This is a genomic window from Rhodoblastus acidophilus (genome assembly GCF_009720655.1).
Lineage (GTDB): Bacteria > Pseudomonadota > Alphaproteobacteria > Rhizobiales > Beijerinckiaceae > Rhodoblastus > Rhodoblastus acidophilus_A.
Genome location: NZ_WNKS01000004.1, coordinates 109,791 through 125,254, shown reverse-complemented (window position 1 = coordinate 125,254; position 15,464 = coordinate 109,791). Strand labels below are relative to the sequence as shown.

General features: G+C 57.5%; 15 protein-coding genes and 4 pseudogenes. 14 read left to right on the top strand and 5 right to left on the bottom strand.

The features are described from left to right. Positions 1-49 precede the first annotated feature (49 nt). Both GJ654_RS06855 and rpsT read left to right on the top strand, forming a co-directional pair. Complete coding sequence (locus GJ654_RS06855; protein WP_155445393.1) at positions 50-823, top strand: enoyl-CoA hydratase; 774 nt, start codon at positions 50-52, stop codon at positions 821-823. A 125-nt stretch (positions 824-948) separates the two neighbouring features. Beyond that, positions 949-1,221, top strand: a complete 273-nt coding sequence (gene rpsT, locus GJ654_RS06850) for a 30S ribosomal protein S20 (RefSeq protein WP_155445392.1) — start codon at positions 949-951, stop codon at positions 1,219-1,221. Between the two features lie 12 nt (positions 1,222-1,233). Here rpsT and GJ654_RS06845 read toward each other — a convergent pair whose 3' ends face one another. Together GJ654_RS06845 and GJ654_RS06840 are read right to left on the bottom strand one after the other, a co-directional pair. Then, complete coding sequence (locus tag GJ654_RS06845) at positions 1,234-1,434, bottom strand: hypothetical protein (protein ID WP_155445391.1); 201 nt, start codon at positions 1,432-1,434, stop codon at positions 1,234-1,236. A gap of 285 nt (positions 1,435-1,719) precedes the next feature. Further along, positions 1,720-2,303, bottom strand: a pseudogene (locus GJ654_RS06840) (IS256 family transposase); the annotation flags it as partial. A 201-nt stretch (positions 2,304-2,504) separates the two neighbouring features. On the opposite strand from GJ654_RS06840, the gene GJ654_RS06835 reads away from it, so the two are divergent. Both GJ654_RS06835 and GJ654_RS06830 read left to right on the top strand, forming a co-directional pair. After that, positions 2,505-3,110 (top strand): hypothetical protein, encoded by a 606-nt coding sequence (locus GJ654_RS06835; RefSeq protein ID WP_155445390.1) that lies wholly within the window; start codon positions 2,505-2,507, stop codon positions 3,108-3,110. 465 nt (positions 3,111-3,575) lie between these two features. Continuing rightward, positions 3,576-4,142, top strand: coding sequence for an IS5 family transposase (locus GJ654_RS06830; RefSeq protein WP_155445389.1), 567 nt, complete (start codon positions 3,576-3,578; stop codon positions 4,140-4,142). Positions 4,143-4,155: 13 nt separating this feature from the next. On the opposite strand, the gene GJ654_RS06825 is transcribed toward GJ654_RS06830, so the two are convergent. Beyond that, a complete protein-coding gene (locus tag GJ654_RS06825; protein WP_155445388.1) occupies positions 4,156-5,949 on the bottom strand; it encodes a sensor histidine kinase in 1,794 nt (597 codons plus the stop codon). 48 nt (positions 5,950-5,997) lie between these two features. Next, complete coding sequence (locus GJ654_RS06820) at positions 5,998-6,696, bottom strand: response regulator transcription factor (RefSeq protein WP_155445387.1); 699 nt, start codon at positions 6,694-6,696, stop codon at positions 5,998-6,000. A 413-nt stretch (positions 6,697-7,109) separates the two neighbouring features. Between GJ654_RS06820 and GJ654_RS06815 the strand changes: the two genes are divergently transcribed. The 8 genes and pseudogenes from GJ654_RS06815 to GJ654_RS06780 all read left to right on the top strand — a co-directional run. After that, positions 7,110-7,826 carry a DUF1013 domain-containing protein gene (locus GJ654_RS06815; protein WP_155445386.1) on the top strand — a complete coding sequence of 239 codons (717 nt, stop codon included), beginning with the start codon at positions 7,110-7,112 and terminating at the stop codon, positions 7,824-7,826. Positions 7,827-7,835: 9 nt separating this feature from the next. After that, complete coding sequence (gene ruvC / locus GJ654_RS06810; protein ID WP_155445531.1) at positions 7,836-8,348, top strand: crossover junction endodeoxyribonuclease RuvC; 513 nt, start codon at positions 7,836-7,838, stop codon at positions 8,346-8,348. 57 nt (positions 8,349-8,405) lie between these two features. Next, positions 8,406-9,020 (top strand): Holliday junction branch migration protein RuvA, encoded by a 615-nt coding sequence (gene ruvA, locus GJ654_RS06805; RefSeq protein WP_155445385.1) that lies wholly within the window; start codon positions 8,406-8,408, stop codon positions 9,018-9,020. Between the two features lie 11 nt (positions 9,021-9,031). Continuing rightward, positions 9,032-10,054 carry a Holliday junction branch migration DNA helicase RuvB gene (ruvB, locus tag GJ654_RS06800; RefSeq protein ID WP_155445530.1) on the top strand — a complete coding sequence of 341 codons (1,023 nt, stop codon included), beginning with the start codon at positions 9,032-9,034 and terminating at the stop codon, positions 10,052-10,054. 181 nt (positions 10,055-10,235) lie between these two features. Then, complete coding sequence (locus GJ654_RS06795; protein WP_155445384.1) at positions 10,236-10,448, top strand: DUF1192 domain-containing protein; 213 nt, start codon at positions 10,236-10,238, stop codon at positions 10,446-10,448. Positions 10,449-10,820: 372 nt separating this feature from the next. Next, a complete protein-coding gene (locus GJ654_RS06790; RefSeq protein ID WP_155445383.1) occupies positions 10,821-11,342 on the top strand; it encodes a DUF1465 family protein in 522 nt (173 codons plus the stop codon). A gap of 328 nt (positions 11,343-11,670) precedes the next feature. Next, positions 11,671-11,886, top strand: a pseudogene (locus GJ654_RS21145) (IS21 family transposase); the annotation flags it as partial. A gap of 2 nt (positions 11,887-11,888) precedes the next feature. Next, positions 11,889-12,002 (top strand): annotated as a pseudogene (locus GJ654_RS06780) (ATP-binding protein); the annotation flags it as partial. Here GJ654_RS06780 and GJ654_RS06775 read toward each other — a convergent pair. Further along, a pseudogene (locus GJ654_RS06775) lies at positions 11,984-12,580 on the bottom strand (ISAs1 family transposase); the annotation flags it as partial. The pseudogenes GJ654_RS06780 and GJ654_RS06775 overlap by 19 nt on opposite strands. Positions 12,581-12,776: 196 nt before the next feature. On the opposite strand from GJ654_RS06775, the gene rho reads away from it, so the two are divergent. Beyond that, a complete protein-coding gene (gene rho / locus GJ654_RS06770) occupies positions 12,777-14,045 on the top strand; it encodes a transcription termination factor Rho (RefSeq protein WP_155445382.1) in 1,269 nt (422 codons plus the stop codon). A 36-nt stretch (positions 14,046-14,081) separates the two neighbouring features. Beyond that, complete coding sequence (gene mnmE, locus GJ654_RS06765) at positions 14,082-15,446, top strand: tRNA uridine-5-carboxymethylaminomethyl(34) synthesis GTPase MnmE (protein WP_319802126.1); 1,365 nt, start codon at positions 14,082-14,084, stop codon at positions 15,444-15,446. The last annotated feature ends 18 nt before the right edge of the window (positions 15,447-15,464 follow it).

Below are 15,464 nucleotides of genomic sequence, written 5' to 3'. Positions count from 1 at the left end.
ATCCCTCTCGGCTTCTTTAGCGTTCTGCGAGAAGCCGGGAGAGCGATTCATGCATTTCGAAAACATCATCGTTGAAGTTCACGACGCCGTCGGTCTGATCCGTCTCAATCGTCCGAAAGCGCTGAACGCACTCAACACGGCGTTGATTCACGAGCTGAACGTGGCGTTGGAGACGTTCTCCGACGATCCTCAGATCGGGGCCCTGGTGCTGACGGGCTCCGAAAAAGTGTTCGCCGCCGGCGCGGACATCAAGGAGCTGCACCACCTCACCTATATGGACGCCTATCTTGGCGACGCCATCCGCACCTGGGAGCGGCTTTCTCATTTCCGCAAGCCGGCGATCGCGGCTGTCGCCGGTTTCGCGCTTGGCGGCGGCTGCGAACTCGCGATGATGTGCGATTTCATCCTGGCGGCGGAAAACGCCAAGTTCGGCCAGCCGGAAATCAAGCTGGGCATTCTTCCGGGCGCGGGTGGCACGCAGCGGCTCGCCCGCTTTGTCGGCAAGGCCAAGGCGATGGAATTGTGTCTGACCGGTCGGATGATGGACGCCCAGGAGGCCGAACGGTGCGGCCTGGTGTCGAGGATTGTCCCTTCGGAGCACTTGCTGGAGGAGGCGCTGCGGACGGCGAAGCTCATAACGACCATGTCGCTGCCGATCGCCATGCAGATCAAGGACTGCATCAATTCCGCCTATGAAACGACCTTGACCGAGGGCGTGAAGTTCGAGCGCCGCAATTTCCATGCGGCTTTCGCAACCGATGATCAGAAGGAGGGCATGGCCGCCTTCATCGAGAAGCGTCAGGCGCGTTTCGCCAATCGCTGAGATTCATGCGTTGACGACTGTGGGTTTTCCTGCCTATAAGCGTCCACTCTCGGCGCCGGCAATCGGCGCCGTCATGGTTTTATGCGCGGCCCTTGGATTGGGCATGCATTTGTCCGAGGAACACAATGGCCAATACCAAATCGGCTAAAAAGGCCGTTCGTCAGATCGATCGCCGCACGGCGGTGAACCGCCAGCGTCGCAGCAAGATGCGCACGTTCCTGCGCAAGGTCGAGGAAGCCATCGCCGCCGGCGATCAAGGCGTCGCCAAGACCGCGCTCGCCGCCGCCGAGCCGATCCTGATGCGCGCGGCCCAGAAGGGCATCGTTCACAAGAACACGGCCTCGCGAAAAGTTTCGCGGCTGAGCGCCCGCGTGAAGGCTTTGGGCGCGACCGCCTGAGCTTTTGCTTCGTTAAAAAGAAAGCCCCGCATGCGCCGCGTGCGGGGCTTCTTGTTTGCCGGCTTGGTGACTTCCACATAAACCGCGAATGCCCTGGCTGATTCCAAAGGGTTTTCTCGATTCCTTGGCCGGAATAAGTGCGACAATTGGCCGGAAATAACGCGAATGCTCACCCATTTGGCCCGAAATAATGCGAAAGGCGATTCCCGCCATGAACCGGGAGTCCTTCCTCGAAAAGCAAAAACGAAGGTTTCACAAGATTTCCGTGCAGAGCGAGGCGAGTCCGGACGGGCCTGCCGACACTGACCTCGAACTAATCTTCGAGTGGTATTGAGAGTACCGCCGAGATCGTCTCCGAACTCATCGCGGGCCCGGCGCCGACCGGGCAAGCTCCTGCCTTTGAGGCGATTCCGGTGTTGCGCTTCGGCACTGGGCTTTGTGCTAAAACCGGTCTGTTGAAGGGAAAGGCTTGCACGGGTCTTGTTCAATTGGCGGATGGCCCAGCACTTCGCGGCGGCCATCGGCGTTGGCGCCGACCGCGACGATTACCGCCGCCGAGACGATGCGGCCATTGTTGCGGACTTTGACATAGGTGGCGTCGATCCACAGATAGGGCCAGTCGCCTACGATCGGACGGTCGAGGAAGGCTTTGACCTTGCCGTCGATCTCCTCGCACAGCCGGCTGACCTGGCTCTTGGAAATGCCGCTCATGCCCATCGCCTTGACCATATCGTCAACCGAGCGCGTCGAGACGCCCTGGATATAGGCTTCCTGGATGACGGCGGTCACAGCGCCTTCTCGGCCATCCGGCGCGGCTCAAGAAAGCCTGGCAAATAGCTGCCTTTCGGCAACTTCGGGATGCGCAGTTCGACCGTGCCGGCCCGCGTCTCCCAGTCCCGCGGGCGATAGCCGTTGCGCTGGGCGAGACGCTCGGCGCTCTTCTCGCCATGGTCGGCGCCGGTCAGCCCGGCGACCTCCATCTCCATCAGCCGCTTGGCGGCAAAGCCGATCATCTCGCGCAGGATATCGGCGTCGGGGGCCTTTTCCACGAGCGCGCGAAGGTTCATCATCTCATCGGTCATCGATGGTTCCTCGGTTGCGTTGGTGTGTCGCAACCCGAACTTAACCGGAGAATCGTCGGTGGCCGCCGAAAGCCGCTCGCTCGCTACGGCGCTATGATGGGCGCGCTTCGCAAGCGGTTTTCTCCCATCGTCCTAAACCACAGCCTGGGACACGATCGGACGGGGCGTTTGAGTTGCGATGAAGCAGCGGAACTCCTGGGGATGAGCAAGCGGCATTTTCGCCGCCTTCTCGATGTCTATGAGGCGAAGGGGCCTGAGGGGCCTGGTGGACCGCCGCCTCGGCGGGCGTCCGGGCGGCGCGCGTCGGTCGACGAGATCGCCTGGGTTGTCGAGCAGTTGGGCACCCGCTATTTCAACTTCACCGCCAAGCACTTCCACGAAGCGATCGTCGGGGAGGCGATGACGGACGGGCGGCCGTTCGCGCGCTCCCACACCTGGACGAAGTGGGTTTTGCAACTTCGCGGGCTGACGACGAAGCCGACGCGAGGCGCACCGGCGCCGGCGAACGCAGTCCATTGTCAGGCATGCTCGTATTTCATCGACCCAATCCTGGCTCCCCGAAGGACCGCCGCGCGATCTCGTGGTGAGCTGACGATGGACGACGCCACGAGCCGGATCCTGTCGATCTTTCTGATCGAGGAAGAAGGCACGGCGTCGAGCTTTCGCGGCCTGTGCGAGACGATCAAGGCGTCAAGCCCCCTCATAGAGCGTTTCCAAGCCTCTCTCATGGAAAACAAAATCGCTGCCGCAGTGTGCGTCGTCGTTTTTAAATATGCGGGGATGCGTGAGGCGCGCTACTCGTGGTGAACGACCACATTTTCCCCAGCATCTCGATCATGCATGTGATTAACTGTTTCTTAGGTTTCAGATCGCAAAATGGCCTGTAAAGCTATGGTCAGATATTCACAACTAACTCGCTGTTGATCCGAACAAGAGGTCTCACCTGCAAAAGTTTGGACTTCTCACATCAGTGTCCGCTCGGTTTGAGAAATCGCTCCTATCTTTTTGTTTTTTAAGAAAATTGTCCTTAATGAAGTTATCCGCGATGATTCGTTGCTACCGTCGGAAATGAACGTGCATTGTGGATATTCTGTGGAAAATTCAATTCCAATATAATTCCGAGTCTAAAAATAAATAAAATATTAATTGCCCTATTTTAGGTATCATCAACCATTCAAGCTGGCCGACGAATGCATCGACCGCCATCTGCCTTTCAACCAAGAGCCCTAGCCGCCTGCGTCGGCAGACGGCTATGCACAATGTGCGCCTGTCATGCTTGGAAGTTCGTGGAGCTGGTCGAAGGATGGCGTTTGGGACAGGCTGTTCGTAGCGATGGCCGACGACCCGGACTCCGAATACATCATGATCGACTCGACCATCGTCCGGGCGCACCAACATGCGGCTGGAAAAAAAAGGGGGTCTGAAGCTCGCGCGATCGGCCGGTCACGCGGCGGTTTGACCACCAAAATCCACGCCGTCGTCGATGCTTTGGGCAATCCGCTTCGGTTTATTCTCTCGCCGGGTCAGGCCAGCGACTACACCCAAGCCGAGGCTCTCATCACCGATTTGCCAGCCGAGTCTGTTCTTGGCGACAAAGGCTACGACTCCAAGGCTTTCCGCGACGCCATCGCCCTGCAGGACGCCGTCGCCGTCATCCCGCCCAGAAAGACGTCACCGCAGGTCGCCTGCGACTTCGCCCTCTATTGCGAGCGCAACCTCGTCGAACGGTTCTTCCCGAAAATCAAGCACTTCAGGCGCATCGCAACACGCTACGAACAAACGCCCAGAGCCTTCATGTCCATGCTCGCCCTTGTCAGCGCGTTCATTTGGATAAAATGAATGTCAACGCGCTCTAGTCGCTGCGTCCAAAAACACGTGCCATTTCAGCAGGCAAAAACACTTCGAAACGTGCACCAACTATATTTCCGTGATTGTCACTTCTGTTATTGGCCTGAATGCAGCCACCATGTGCCTCAACAATTTGTCGCGAGATAGAAAGGCCCAACCCCGAATTGTTCCCAAAGCTCTGATTCGGTCTATCAGTATAAAAACGCTCGAAAATTCGTTCAAATGCGTGCGCTGGAATTCCAGGGCCGTCATCATCAACGGTAATGTTGTATCCTGGTGTACGGCGTTGAATATCGATAATATGTTCGGCACGAGCAATAGAGACCCTGACTTCGCCACCCGGGGGTGAAAAACTTCGTGCGTTATCTATGAGATTATTGAAAACTTGACCCAGGCGCGATTTGTGCCCTTCAATACATACGTACCCGCATGTGAGCGCGACGGCGAGCACGACCTTGATCTGGTCGCCTCGGTCAACTTGGTTCGACACCTCAACAATTGCCTGAAGCAAATCGGAAATATTGATGCGCTCAAGGTCGTCGCGCGCCAACTCCGCGTCTAGGCGCGAGGCATCAGAAATATCGGAGATCAGCCGGTCGAGCCGCCTCACGTCATGTTGAATTATTTCCAGCAAGCGATCACGTGACGTTTCAGTCTTTGCGATCGGCAAAGTTTCGACGGCGCTGCGAAGGGAAGTTAAAGGGTTTTTCAGTTCATGAGCCACGTCGGCCGCGAAACGCTCAATCGCCTCCATACGGTTCAAGAGCGCAGTTGTCATGTCGCGCAACGCCCCGGATAGTAGCCCGATCTCATCGTTGCGCGCGGTGAAATCCGGAATTTGGGCTCGTGACGTTACGCCGCGCCTCACGCCTTCGGCGGCGGTCACGAGCCTACGTATGGGCTCTGCGATCGCGCCGGCGAGCGCGGCGGACAGCAAAACCATCACGGTCGCCGACACGAGAAATATGCTGAAGATCGCTCGGCGCTCAGATGCGATAATTCCATCGATATCGCCGCCCTGGGTTGACAACAGCAGAGCGCCGCGAATGGTGCGAAATCTTTGGATGGGCGTGGCCACTGAGATGACGGTTTCGCCTTGGGTATTGCGTCTGACCGCGGTCTGAGATTTCCCTTGAAGGGCATTCGCGATTTCGGGGTAACCTTTGCCATTGGCGGCGCCGATGTCTCGGTAGAGGGGCAAACGCGCGAAGTTGAAACCGCCGCGCAGGAAATCTTGGAAGTCTCGAAGCCACTGGGGCTTGTCGGTTTGGCCTTGAGGGAGCAAATCGAAGCGTAAAATGTTTGAACGCGCGGCAAGCGAATGCGAATCCATCAACATGTATCCATCCCGGTCGTAAATCCGGGCGCGGGTTCGGGTGGGCGAAACAAGACGTCGCAATAACGGGCCAACGCGGTCGGGGTTGATGGAGAATTCCAATGCCGGCGACGTCTCGTCATTTACTCCGTAGCTCTGTCCCGGCGCGAGTTTCAGCAGCTTCTCCGGGTCAATCGTTATGGCGTCCGCGTCGACTGTCGCGGACGCGGCGATTGCTGCGGCGATAATCTCACTTTGGGTCTGTAGGCTCTGCACGCGCGCGTCGATGAGGCCTTCGCGAAATTGATTTAGGTAAAGAAATCCGACCAGAAGCGCGACCAACCCACCGAGGTTGAGCAGGATGATTCTGCGGGTGAGACGCGACGAAATACGAGACAGCAAGCCCCGCCAAAGCGAACGAAACGCAACCGCGCGCCGCTTGGATCGAGGTTTGCTGGAAATTGCGGCCGCAAATTTCTTCATGCGTCAACCGGCGCCGCATCCATGCCGTCATCCCAAATCACTATGAGCTCAGCCTTCCTTGAAACGGTATCCCACTCCGTAAAGGGTCTCGATCATTTCGAAATCATCGTCAGCTTGCTTAAATTTCTTCCGTAACCGCTTGATGTGGCTGTCGATCGTGCGGTCATCCACATAGACCTGATCGTCGTAAGCCGCATCCATCAAGGCGTTGCGGCTCTTAACGACCCCTGGACGAGTCGCGAGCGCTTGAAGAATCAGAAATTCGGTCACGGTCAACGTGACTTGTTCGCCTTTCCAAGTGCAAGCGTGTCGCTCGGGGTCCATTCTCAGGTGACCGCGTTCAAGGATCTTGGCCTCAGTTTCTTTTTGTGCGGCGGCTTCCTTCGGACTTGCTCGTCTCAGTATCGCCTTGACTCGCTCGACCAGCAATCGCTGCGAAAACGGCTTCCGGATGAAATCGTCGGCGCCCATTTTCAAGCCGAACAATTCGTCGATTTCCTCGTCCTTCGATGTGAGGAAAATCACCGGAAGATCGGACTTTTGGCGCAGTCGCCGCAGCAACTCCATCCCATCCATGCGCGGCATCTTTATGTCGAAGATCGCCATATCCGGCGGATTGTTCTTCAATCCTTCGAGCGCTGCCATCCCGTCATTATAAGTTTGGACGCGATAGCCCTCTCCCTCGAGAGCGATCGAAACTGAAGCGAGGATGTTGCGATCGTCGTCGACAAGCGCGATGGTTGGCATAACAGCCCTCTTTCGTCATATCCGACACCAGAATTTTAGCGCCGAGAATGCAATATAATAGCGTTCGCTCGGAATTCACGCCGAATTGAGTGAACACGCCATGAACGGATCTCCACCTCATCGAGTCGCGCTTCGCCGGCGGGAAGATTTCCTGGACTTCGGCCGTCCGCCTGCTCGCAAAAACTGGACGAGGCCGCCATGCCAGTTTCAATGGCTGCTTTCTGAATTTCGGCGAAGCCCCGAAAGTCTTTCATTGCGTTCTTCTGTTTGGCCCCACGTTGCCTTTCTGTGCGAGTAGGCTTATAAAAGCTGAATTCCCGTCATGTATGGAAATTTGAGGCTCCGCCTCAGCCGGGCTGGTCCGGGCGCGATGGCGCGCGGGCGGCGAGACGAAGAGATTCTAGGAGACGACGATGAGCAATGCCCCGCTCATGCCAAAAGCCACCGCCATATGGCTTGTTGAGAACACCTCTCTGACGTTTGATCAGATTGCGGAGTTTTGCAAGTTGCATCCTCTTGAAGTGAAGGGCATTGCCGACGGCGAGGTGGGCGCCGGCATTCGCGGTCTCGATCCAATCACCTCCGGTCAATTGACCCGTGAGGAAATTGAGAGGGCGGAAAAAAATGGTTCGCATCCGCTCAGGCTCGCCGTTTCCAAGGTTCGTCTCCCGGAACCCAAGCGGCATCGCGGTCCACGATACACGCCTTTGTCTCGCCGTCAGGATCGCCCGAATGCAATTCTCTGGCTGGTCCGCAATCATCCAGAACTCAGGGATGCGCAGATCATGCGGCTGGCCGGCACGACCAAGAACACGATCGCCGCTATTCGAGATCGGACACATTGGAACTCCGCGTCGTTGACGCCCATGGATCCGGTGACACTGGGCCTGTGCTCCCAGATTGATCTGGACTTCGAGGTGCAGCGGGCGGCCAAGGAGCGCCCGGGTCTGGTTCAGGATCAAGGTCCTACGTTGGCGTCGGCCGAAGAAACCACCCAGCCCTATTATTACGAGCCGGTCTCCCAAGAGGAGGTGTTCGGCTCGACCGCGAAGAAGCCGGTCGAGCAAGAAGACGAATTCGACGTCGAATCGGTGTTTGGCAAGCTCAAGGATCTGAAAACCCGGGAATAATGCTTGGAGATGCGCAGGGCCGTCCGCATCCTCGGCATCGATCCGGGACTGCGTCACACGGGCTGGGGAGTGATCGAGGCCGAAGGTGCGCGCCTTGCTTACGTCGCCTCCGGAGCCATCCACGCGCCTACTGAAGGGGATCTGGCGCTGCGGCTTCGCGCGTTGCATGAGGCGCTGGCCGGCGTCATCGTCGCTCATGAGCCTGATGAGGCGGCCGTGGAGGAGACTTTCGTCAATCGCAATCCGCAGTCAGCGCTGAAACTCGGCCACGCGCGCGGCGTGGCCCTGGTCGTCCCGGCGCTCGCCGGGGTCGAGGTCGCCGAATATTCCGCCAATCTGGTGAAAAAGACCGTGGTGGGCGCGGGACACGCCGCAAAAGCTCAAATCGCGATGATGGTCAAGGTGTTGCTGCCTCGAAGCGAAGCGCTGACCAGTGACGCCGCCGATGCTCTTGCGGTGGCTATATGCCACGCTCAGCATCGCGGCGCCCGAAAACGTGAGGCGATGCTTTTAAAGAAGTGAGCGGAAGCGCCGCGTGCACGCAAATGCGTTAGACTGCGGGCGAATCGGGCGGGACGCATGATCGGCAAACTCAAAGGCGTGGTGGACTCATTGTACGAGGATCACTTGATCCTCGACGTTCATGGCGTCGGCTATGTCATCGCCTGTTCCAGTCGAACATTGCAAAAATTGCCGGGCCCGGGCGAGGCGGCGGTTCTGGCCGTCGAAACACAGGTTCGCGAGGACTCCATAAGGTTGTTCGGCTTCCTGTCGGATGGAGAGAGAGACTGGTTCCGTTTGCTGCAAAACGTGCAGGGCGTCGGTTCCAAGGTCGCGCTCGCTATACTTTCCATTCTGCCGCCTTCTGACCTCACCGCGGCCATCGCCTTACAGGATAAGGCGGCCATCGCCCGCGCGCCGGGCGTCGGCCCGAAGCTTGCCGCGCGCATAGTTGCGGAATTGAAGGACAAGGCGAGCGATTTTAGCGCGGTGTCTCCGCAAGCGTTGGCGCTCGCCGGAGAGCCGGCGCTGGGTGAAAGCAGTGCTGCGGCGGAAGCGACATCGGCGCTGGTCAATCTCGGCTACGCGCGCGCCCAGGCTGCCGCCGCCATCGCCGCGAGCCTCCGGGCGTTGGGTGACGGCGCCGAGACGAGCGCCCTGATTCGGCGTGGACTCAAGGAGTTGGCGCAGTGACGCCGCCGCGGATGGTTTCGCCCGACAAGCGCCAGGACGACCTGGAGTCTTCGATCCGGCCCCTGACCCTTGCCGATTTTACGGGGCAGGAAGCGGCGCGGAAAAATCTCAAGGTTTTCATCGAGGCAGCCAAGGCCCGCAAGGACGCCCTGGATCATGTCTTGTTCGTTGGCCCTCCTGGGCTTGGCAAGACCACTCTGGCGCAGATTGTGGCGCGCGAACTCGGCGTGAACTTCCGATCAACGTCTGGTCCGGTGATCGCCAAGGCGGGCGATCTGGCTGCACAGCTGACCAATCTTGAAGAGCGCGATGTTTTGTTCATCGACGAAATTCACCGGCTCAATCCTTCCGTTGAGGAAATCCTTTATCCCGCCATGGAGGATTTTCAGCTTGACCTGATCATCGGCGAAGGTCCAGCGGCGCGGTCGGTGAAGATCGATCTGGCGCGATTCACGCTAGTCGGCGCCACGACGCGCGCCGGTTTACTCACGACGCCACTGCGCGACCGATTCGGCATACCGGTCCGCATGAATTTCTACACCGTGGAGGAATTGCAGAGCATCGTGGCGCGGGGGGCGCGGGTGATGAATTGTCCCATGAGCCCTGATGGCGCGAACGAGATCGCTCGTCGGTCCCGCGGGACCCCCCGCATCGCTGGAAGGCTGCTGCGCAGGGTGCGCGATTTCGCCCTCGTTGACGGCGACCTCAAGGTGACCCGCGAAGTCGCCGACCGGGCCCTGAAACTCCTGGACGTCGATTCCATCGGCCTGGATCAGATGGACCGCCGGTACCTTGACATGGTCGCCGTGAATTTTGGCGGCGGCCCCGTTGGCATCGAGACGATCGCCGCAGCGCTTTCGGAACCCCGCGACGCGATCGAGGACATCATCGAGCCCTACTTGCTGCAACAAGGATTCCTGAACCGGACGCCGCGCGGTCGTGTGCTGACGCCTCAGGCGTTCAAACATCTTTGTCTTGCCGTTCCTTCGCAGCAATCGCTTCAAGCCGGACTTTTCGCGGATGACGGTGATTAGCACCGCGCTTCACTTGAGCTGCCGACAGAGGGTCAAGCAAATTATCATCGTCGTTCTTTGGCCAGTTGCATTATCAATGCCGTGAGTGAAACTCCGCTGGCGTCAATTCAAATTGTCTTGCATTCATTTACGGGCGTCAAATCGTTAAACGCTGATTCAGAGCCTATGTAAGGGGATATGCATGGCAAGAGATGACGATGACGTCTTCCCTAAGCGGCGTAGAGCCAATTTGCAACATGCAATCGGCGAGCCCCTCGACGCCTTGTCACTCGAAGAGCTTACAGGCCGCGTCATCGCGTTACGCGCCGAGATCGACCGGATCAACACGGAGATAAATCGGAAGAAGGCATCACGGGATGCTGCCTCCACCTTCTTCAAGGGCGGGCCAACGTGATTGTACACTCCTATAATGAACCAATCTTCCGATTCTTGGACGACTGTCCGGCCATTCACGGCCGCGTTTTCGAGACCATCGACGATGTAAGGAAAGCCGTGGCCGACTTTGCTGACACTTGCAACAAGGAGTGGTTCATCGAAGAAACGGATACCGTTCACGACGCGCCGCGCGCACCGAATGGCTCGACACCAACCTCAAGCGCGCGGCAAAATGCAGTCTCGTGTCCAGAAATCCAGGTGCGGCACAATTAACGTTAAATAAGATTAAACAAGCGCAACGCTCCAAATGACGCTATCTTGTGTTCAAGTTCACGGGCGGTCGAACGATGGTCGGTGGCGATTGTTGTTTGCGCGCGTTCCGAGGTGGCGCATGTCTCAGTTTATCCAGCAGGACAACGGCGAACCCGTGTCATTTGTCGCCCGTCTCGCCTCCTCGGAGGCTTTCAAGTCCATGTTCCGGGAAGGCATGAGCTTGGTCGAGGACGCAGCTGCTTATCTAGATGGACCAGGGCGTGAACAGGCGCGCGAGCTCGGACGCAATGAATCTCTAGCCTATGCAGCGGAGAGCATGAGGCTTACCACGCGATTGATGCAATTGGCGTCGTGGCTTCTGTTGCAGCGCGCGGTCAACGAAGGTGAGTTGACATTCGACCAAGCTCTATCCGAGAAGCGCAAGGTTAAATTGTCTCAACAAGACATGGCGACCGCTCCGGAAATGTTTGAAAGACTCCCTCACGACTTGCAAGCCTTGGTTGGCGAGTCGCTTCGGTTGCAGGCGCGGGTTATCCACCTCGATCAGCTTCTTTATCTTGATCCCAAAGCCTCTATTTCGAGTCCCCAGGGAAGCCCAGTCGAAGAGCAACTGGCGCGCCTGAGGGCTGCATTCGGATGAACGCTCGGAACAGCGCCGTGACGGTGCGCATCCGGCTTGTGCCGCAGGCAGTCTCGGATTTGACCGTTCCAGATCAAAGCGGCGGTAGAGGCTTCGTTCTGGCTCTTCCAATTCCACCGCAACAGGTCGTCAATCTGCTTGGCGGGATGCGGAACGTTGTTGATTTCCACAGAGACCTGACCCGCCCACGCAGGAAATTTCCATCGAGAACTGGCCATGTTTTGCGCCCGCCCTGTCCGTTTCAGCGGGGGGCCCGGAGTGATCGACATGGAGTTATTGCGTGCGCTCCGACGTCGTCGTCGTGAAATTCAAGGTTCCGGAGGGCGCGAGCAAACTTGACGCTTTCGCCGACAAATTGTCCGACTGGCGGAAGGCGGAAGGCGGAAGGCGGAAGGCGGAAGCGCACGCTCAAACAATTGCATGGCGATCTGGTGGCGCTCGGCTTCATCGGTTCCTACAATCGGGTGGCCGCCTTCGCCCGCGACTGGAAGGCTGAGCGGAGCCGCGAGCAGCATACCGTGGCCGGCGCGCGTTTGTGCCGCTGAGGCCGGCGTTTTCGGCTACGCCAAGATGACCATCGCGCTGCTCGATCGCCTCGCGCACCACTGCCACCTCGTCGAGACCGGCAAGGACAGCTTCCGCTTCAAGGTGAGCAGGTAGTCCGCGCCCTTGGCGCGGATTTTCTCGGCGATCTCGCGTTGGCAGCCCATGGCGTCGATGGTGACGAGCGCGCCGGAGAGTTCAAGTCGTTCAAGCAGCAGCGGAATGGCGACGATCTCGTTGCTTTTCTTTTTGACGGCTTCCTGCTCGAGCGCGAGGCGCTGGCGTGAGGCCCAGGCCGAGACGAGATGCGGCGGCGCGCCGTTCTCGCCATGGGCGCGGCGCTAGGTCTTGCCGTGGATGGCCACGATGTCGGGCTCGCGCTCGCGCAAGCTCTCGACCCATCTTGTGAAACATTCGGCAAACAGCGTCGCCGGCAAGGCGTTGATGACATCGTTGAGCGCATTGTGCGAGGGAATGCCGTTCTCGAAGGGCAGAAGACGGCGCAAAAAATCCAGCTTTCGCTTGGCCCAGCGCTCGATCTCGCAAAAATCCTCGGCTCCGGCCATCGTTGCGCACAACACGATAAGCAGGATTACCGGCAAGGGATAAATCACCTTCCAGGCTTGGCGCGGGTCTGAAAGTGCGGAAAAGTGGTCGAGAAGCGATGGGCAAGCAAAGTTCGCGCCGAAACCCAACCCCTTTTCAAGTGATTGCCCTGTTGCCCTGCCGTGGAGTTGCTAATCTGGCAATAATCTGCTAACAAGACAGCTTCCCGCCTTAGAGTCGTCGCCTCCTCAAAATATCGCACTGCGGCCGGTTGGTAAGCAACCGGACCCTGTCACTGATGGTATTACGACGGCTACTCATCCCATAGAAGACGATAGAAAGCGCATGCGCGAGATTAAGCTCCAAACGCTCAAGGCGAAGTCGCCAACCGAATTGCTAACCTTTGCAGAAGAACACGAGGTTGAGAACGCCTCGATCATGCGCAAGCAAGAGTTGATGTTTGCCATTTTAAAACAATTGGCGTCGCGGGACGTTGAGATTGTGGGTCAGGGCGTCGTCGAAGTCTTGCCTGATGGCTTCGGTTTCCTGCGCTCGTCGGACGCCAATTACTTGGCCGGGCCCGATGATATATACATTTCTCCGTCGCAGATTCGCCGTTTCGGGCTTAGAACTGGGGACACCGTCGAAGGCCTCATTCGCAGCCCGAAGGAGGGTGAGAGGTATTTTGCGCTCTTAAAGGTAAATTCAATCAATTTCGAGGATCCAGAGAAGGTTCGTCATAAAGTTCATTTCGACAACCTTACGCCGCTTTATCCTAACCAGCGGCTACGGTTAGAAATCGACGATCCGACCAAGAAGGATTTGTCCGCGAGGGTGATAGATATCGTTTCACCGATCGGCAAGGGCCAAAGAGCGTTAATCGTCGCTCCTCCGCGAACGGGCAAGACTGTTATCCTTCAAAACATCGCACAATCGATCACGACCAATCACCCAGAATGCTATTTGATCGTCTTGCTGATTGATGAGCGTCCGGAAGAGGTCACGGATATGCAGCGATCGGTGAAGGGGGAAGTGATTTCCTCGACGTTCGACGAACCTGCGGTTCGGCATGTCCAGGTCGCTGAGATGGTGATCGAGAAGGCTAAAAGGCTGGTTGAGCACGGGCGCGACGTCGTTATTCTCCTGGACTCTATCACGCGCTTGGGCCGTGCATATAACACTGTCGTGCCGTCATCGGGCAAAGTGCTTACGGGCGGCGTCGACGCAAATGCGCTCCAGCGTCCGAAGCGGTTTTTCGGCGCGGCGCGGAACATCGAAGAGGGCGGTTCGCTTACCATTATCGCGACAGCACTTATTGAGACGGGCTCGAGGATGGATGAGGTGATCTTCGAGGAGTTCAAGGGAACCGGAAATTCCGAGATCATTTTGGATCGGAAAGTCGCCGACAAGCGAGTATTCCCCGCTATCGATATCACACGCTCGGGCACGCGGAAGGAGGAGTTGTTGGTGTCACCAGACCTTCTTAAAAAGACATACGTGTTGCGGCGAATTCTAAACCCGATGGGAACTGTCGACGCTGCGGAATTCCTGCTTGGCAAGCTTCGGGAAACCCCGAAGGGGAACGGGTTCTTCTTTGATTCGATGAACACCTGATGAAGGATAGAGCTAGCGGGATGTTTCACGTGAAACATCCCTTGCTGTGGAGTATCTGCGATCCAGAGTCCTGACACCATCTTTGCGCTCGCAACTGCGCCGGGGCGAGCTGCATTGGCCGTGGTTCGACTCTCCGGATCCCGAGCCTCTAACATATTGCGTTCGATGATTGGCGCGCTACCAGAGCCTCGTAAAGCGACTTTAGCGAAAATCCAAGACCCTTGGTCGCATCAGATCATTGACCATGCGCTGGTCTATTGGTTTCCGGGCCCGGCAAGCTTTACAGGGGAAGATTGTATCGAGTTTTCGATTCATGGGTCCCGGGCGGTCTTGGTAAAACTGTATAATGTATTGCGGCAATTCCCTTCGACAAGGATCGCTACGCCTGGCGAATTCAGCCGCAGGGCGCTGATGAATGAAAAATTGAGTCTGCTCGAAGTCGAGTCGCTTGCTGATCTTATATCAGCAGAGACGGAGCAACAAAGATTGCTCGGCATTGACGGGCTCTCGGGAAAGCTTCGAGTCGTTGTCGACGAATGGCGCGAAAAACTCATGGCCGCGCTAGTCCATGTTGAATGCGACTTGGACTTCTCGGACGAAGAGGAGGTGCGGGAGTATGATGGCGATTACGTGGTCGGTGTCTGTCGCTCTGTCTGCGACTCCATCACTGAGTGGTTGGGCCACAAGAACCGCGGGCCTCTCCTGAGGGATGGGTTCACTATCCTGATATCTGGGCCTCCCAATGCGGGAAAGTCGACGCTGCTCAATGAGTTAGCGAGGCGGGACGTCGCGATTATTTCTGAATTGCCCGGCACAACCCGCGACCTTCTCGAAGTGCATCTCGATCTCCAAGGGTATTTTGTCAATTTGGTAGATAGCGCCGGGGTGCGTGAAACGGCGGACCAAATCGAATCGATTGGAATTGACAAGGCTTTTGCGCGCGGCAAAGAGGCCGATTTAATCCTGTGGCTCTGCGATCATCGCGAACGACTCCAGCCGCCTCAAGCATTTGCGGGGCGCCCGATTTGGCGGGTCTTCACCAAATGTGATACGCAAAGCTTTGATGGCGCTATCGACTCATGCTCTCCGGATGATTGCGCTGCTCTCCATATCTCGGCGCGAACTGGACTCAATATCAGGGAGCTATTAGATAGATTGGCAGCGTTTGTGGCGTCTAATCTCGCCGGTCATGGCGACGTCATTGCAATCAACGAGCGGCAGAGCATCGCGCTCGAGAGTGCTAGAGAAGCGCTCCGTCAAGTTGCTGAAGGGATCAGATATCCCGAAGTTGTCGCAGCCAAGTTGCAAGAGGCCGTGTTTGAGATGCAGTTCATCATTGGACGAGTTGCGGCCGAGGAGGTGCTTGACCAAGTTTTCTCACGGTTTTGCATCGGCAAATAGGGCAAAGGTGCACTACGT

Bases quoted from the DNA above. Each gene is read 5' to 3' on its own strand.
- GJ654_RS06855 (WP_155445393.1), top strand. From the start codon at position 50: ATGCATTTCGAAAACATCATCGTTGAAGTTCACGACGCCGTCGGTCTG.
- rpsT (WP_155445392.1), top strand. From the start codon at position 949: ATGGCCAATACCAAATCGGCTAAAAAGGCCGTTCGTCAGATCGATCGC.
- GJ654_RS06845 (WP_155445391.1), bottom strand. From the start codon at position 1,434: ATGGCGGGAATCGCCTTTCGCATTATTTCGGGCCAAATGGGTGAGCAT.
- GJ654_RS06835 (WP_155445390.1), top strand. From the start codon at position 2,505: ATGAGCAAGCGGCATTTTCGCCGCCTTCTCGATGTCTATGAGGCGAAG.
- GJ654_RS06830 (WP_155445389.1), top strand. From the start codon at position 3,576: ATGCTTGGAAGTTCGTGGAGCTGGTCGAAGGATGGCGTTTGGGACAGG.
- GJ654_RS06825 (WP_155445388.1), bottom strand. From the start codon at position 5,949: ATGAAGAAATTTGCGGCCGCAATTTCCAGCAAACCTCGATCCAAGCGG.
- GJ654_RS06820 (WP_155445387.1), bottom strand. From the start codon at position 6,696: ATGCCAACCATCGCGCTTGTCGACGACGATCGCAACATCCTCGCTTCA.
- GJ654_RS06815 (WP_155445386.1), top strand. From the start codon at position 7,110: ATGAGCAATGCCCCGCTCATGCCAAAAGCCACCGCCATATGGCTTGTT.
- ruvC (WP_155445531.1), top strand. From the start codon at position 7,836: ATGCGCAGGGCCGTCCGCATCCTCGGCATCGATCCGGGACTGCGTCAC.
- ruvA (WP_155445385.1), top strand. From the start codon at position 8,406: ATGATCGGCAAACTCAAAGGCGTGGTGGACTCATTGTACGAGGATCAC.
- ruvB (WP_155445530.1), top strand. From the start codon at position 9,032: ATGGTTTCGCCCGACAAGCGCCAGGACGACCTGGAGTCTTCGATCCGG.
- GJ654_RS06795 (WP_155445384.1), top strand. From the start codon at position 10,236: ATGGCAAGAGATGACGATGACGTCTTCCCTAAGCGGCGTAGAGCCAAT.
- GJ654_RS06790 (WP_155445383.1), top strand. From the start codon at position 10,821: ATGTCTCAGTTTATCCAGCAGGACAACGGCGAACCCGTGTCATTTGTC.
- rho (WP_155445382.1), top strand. From the start codon at position 12,777: ATGCGCGAGATTAAGCTCCAAACGCTCAAGGCGAAGTCGCCAACCGAA.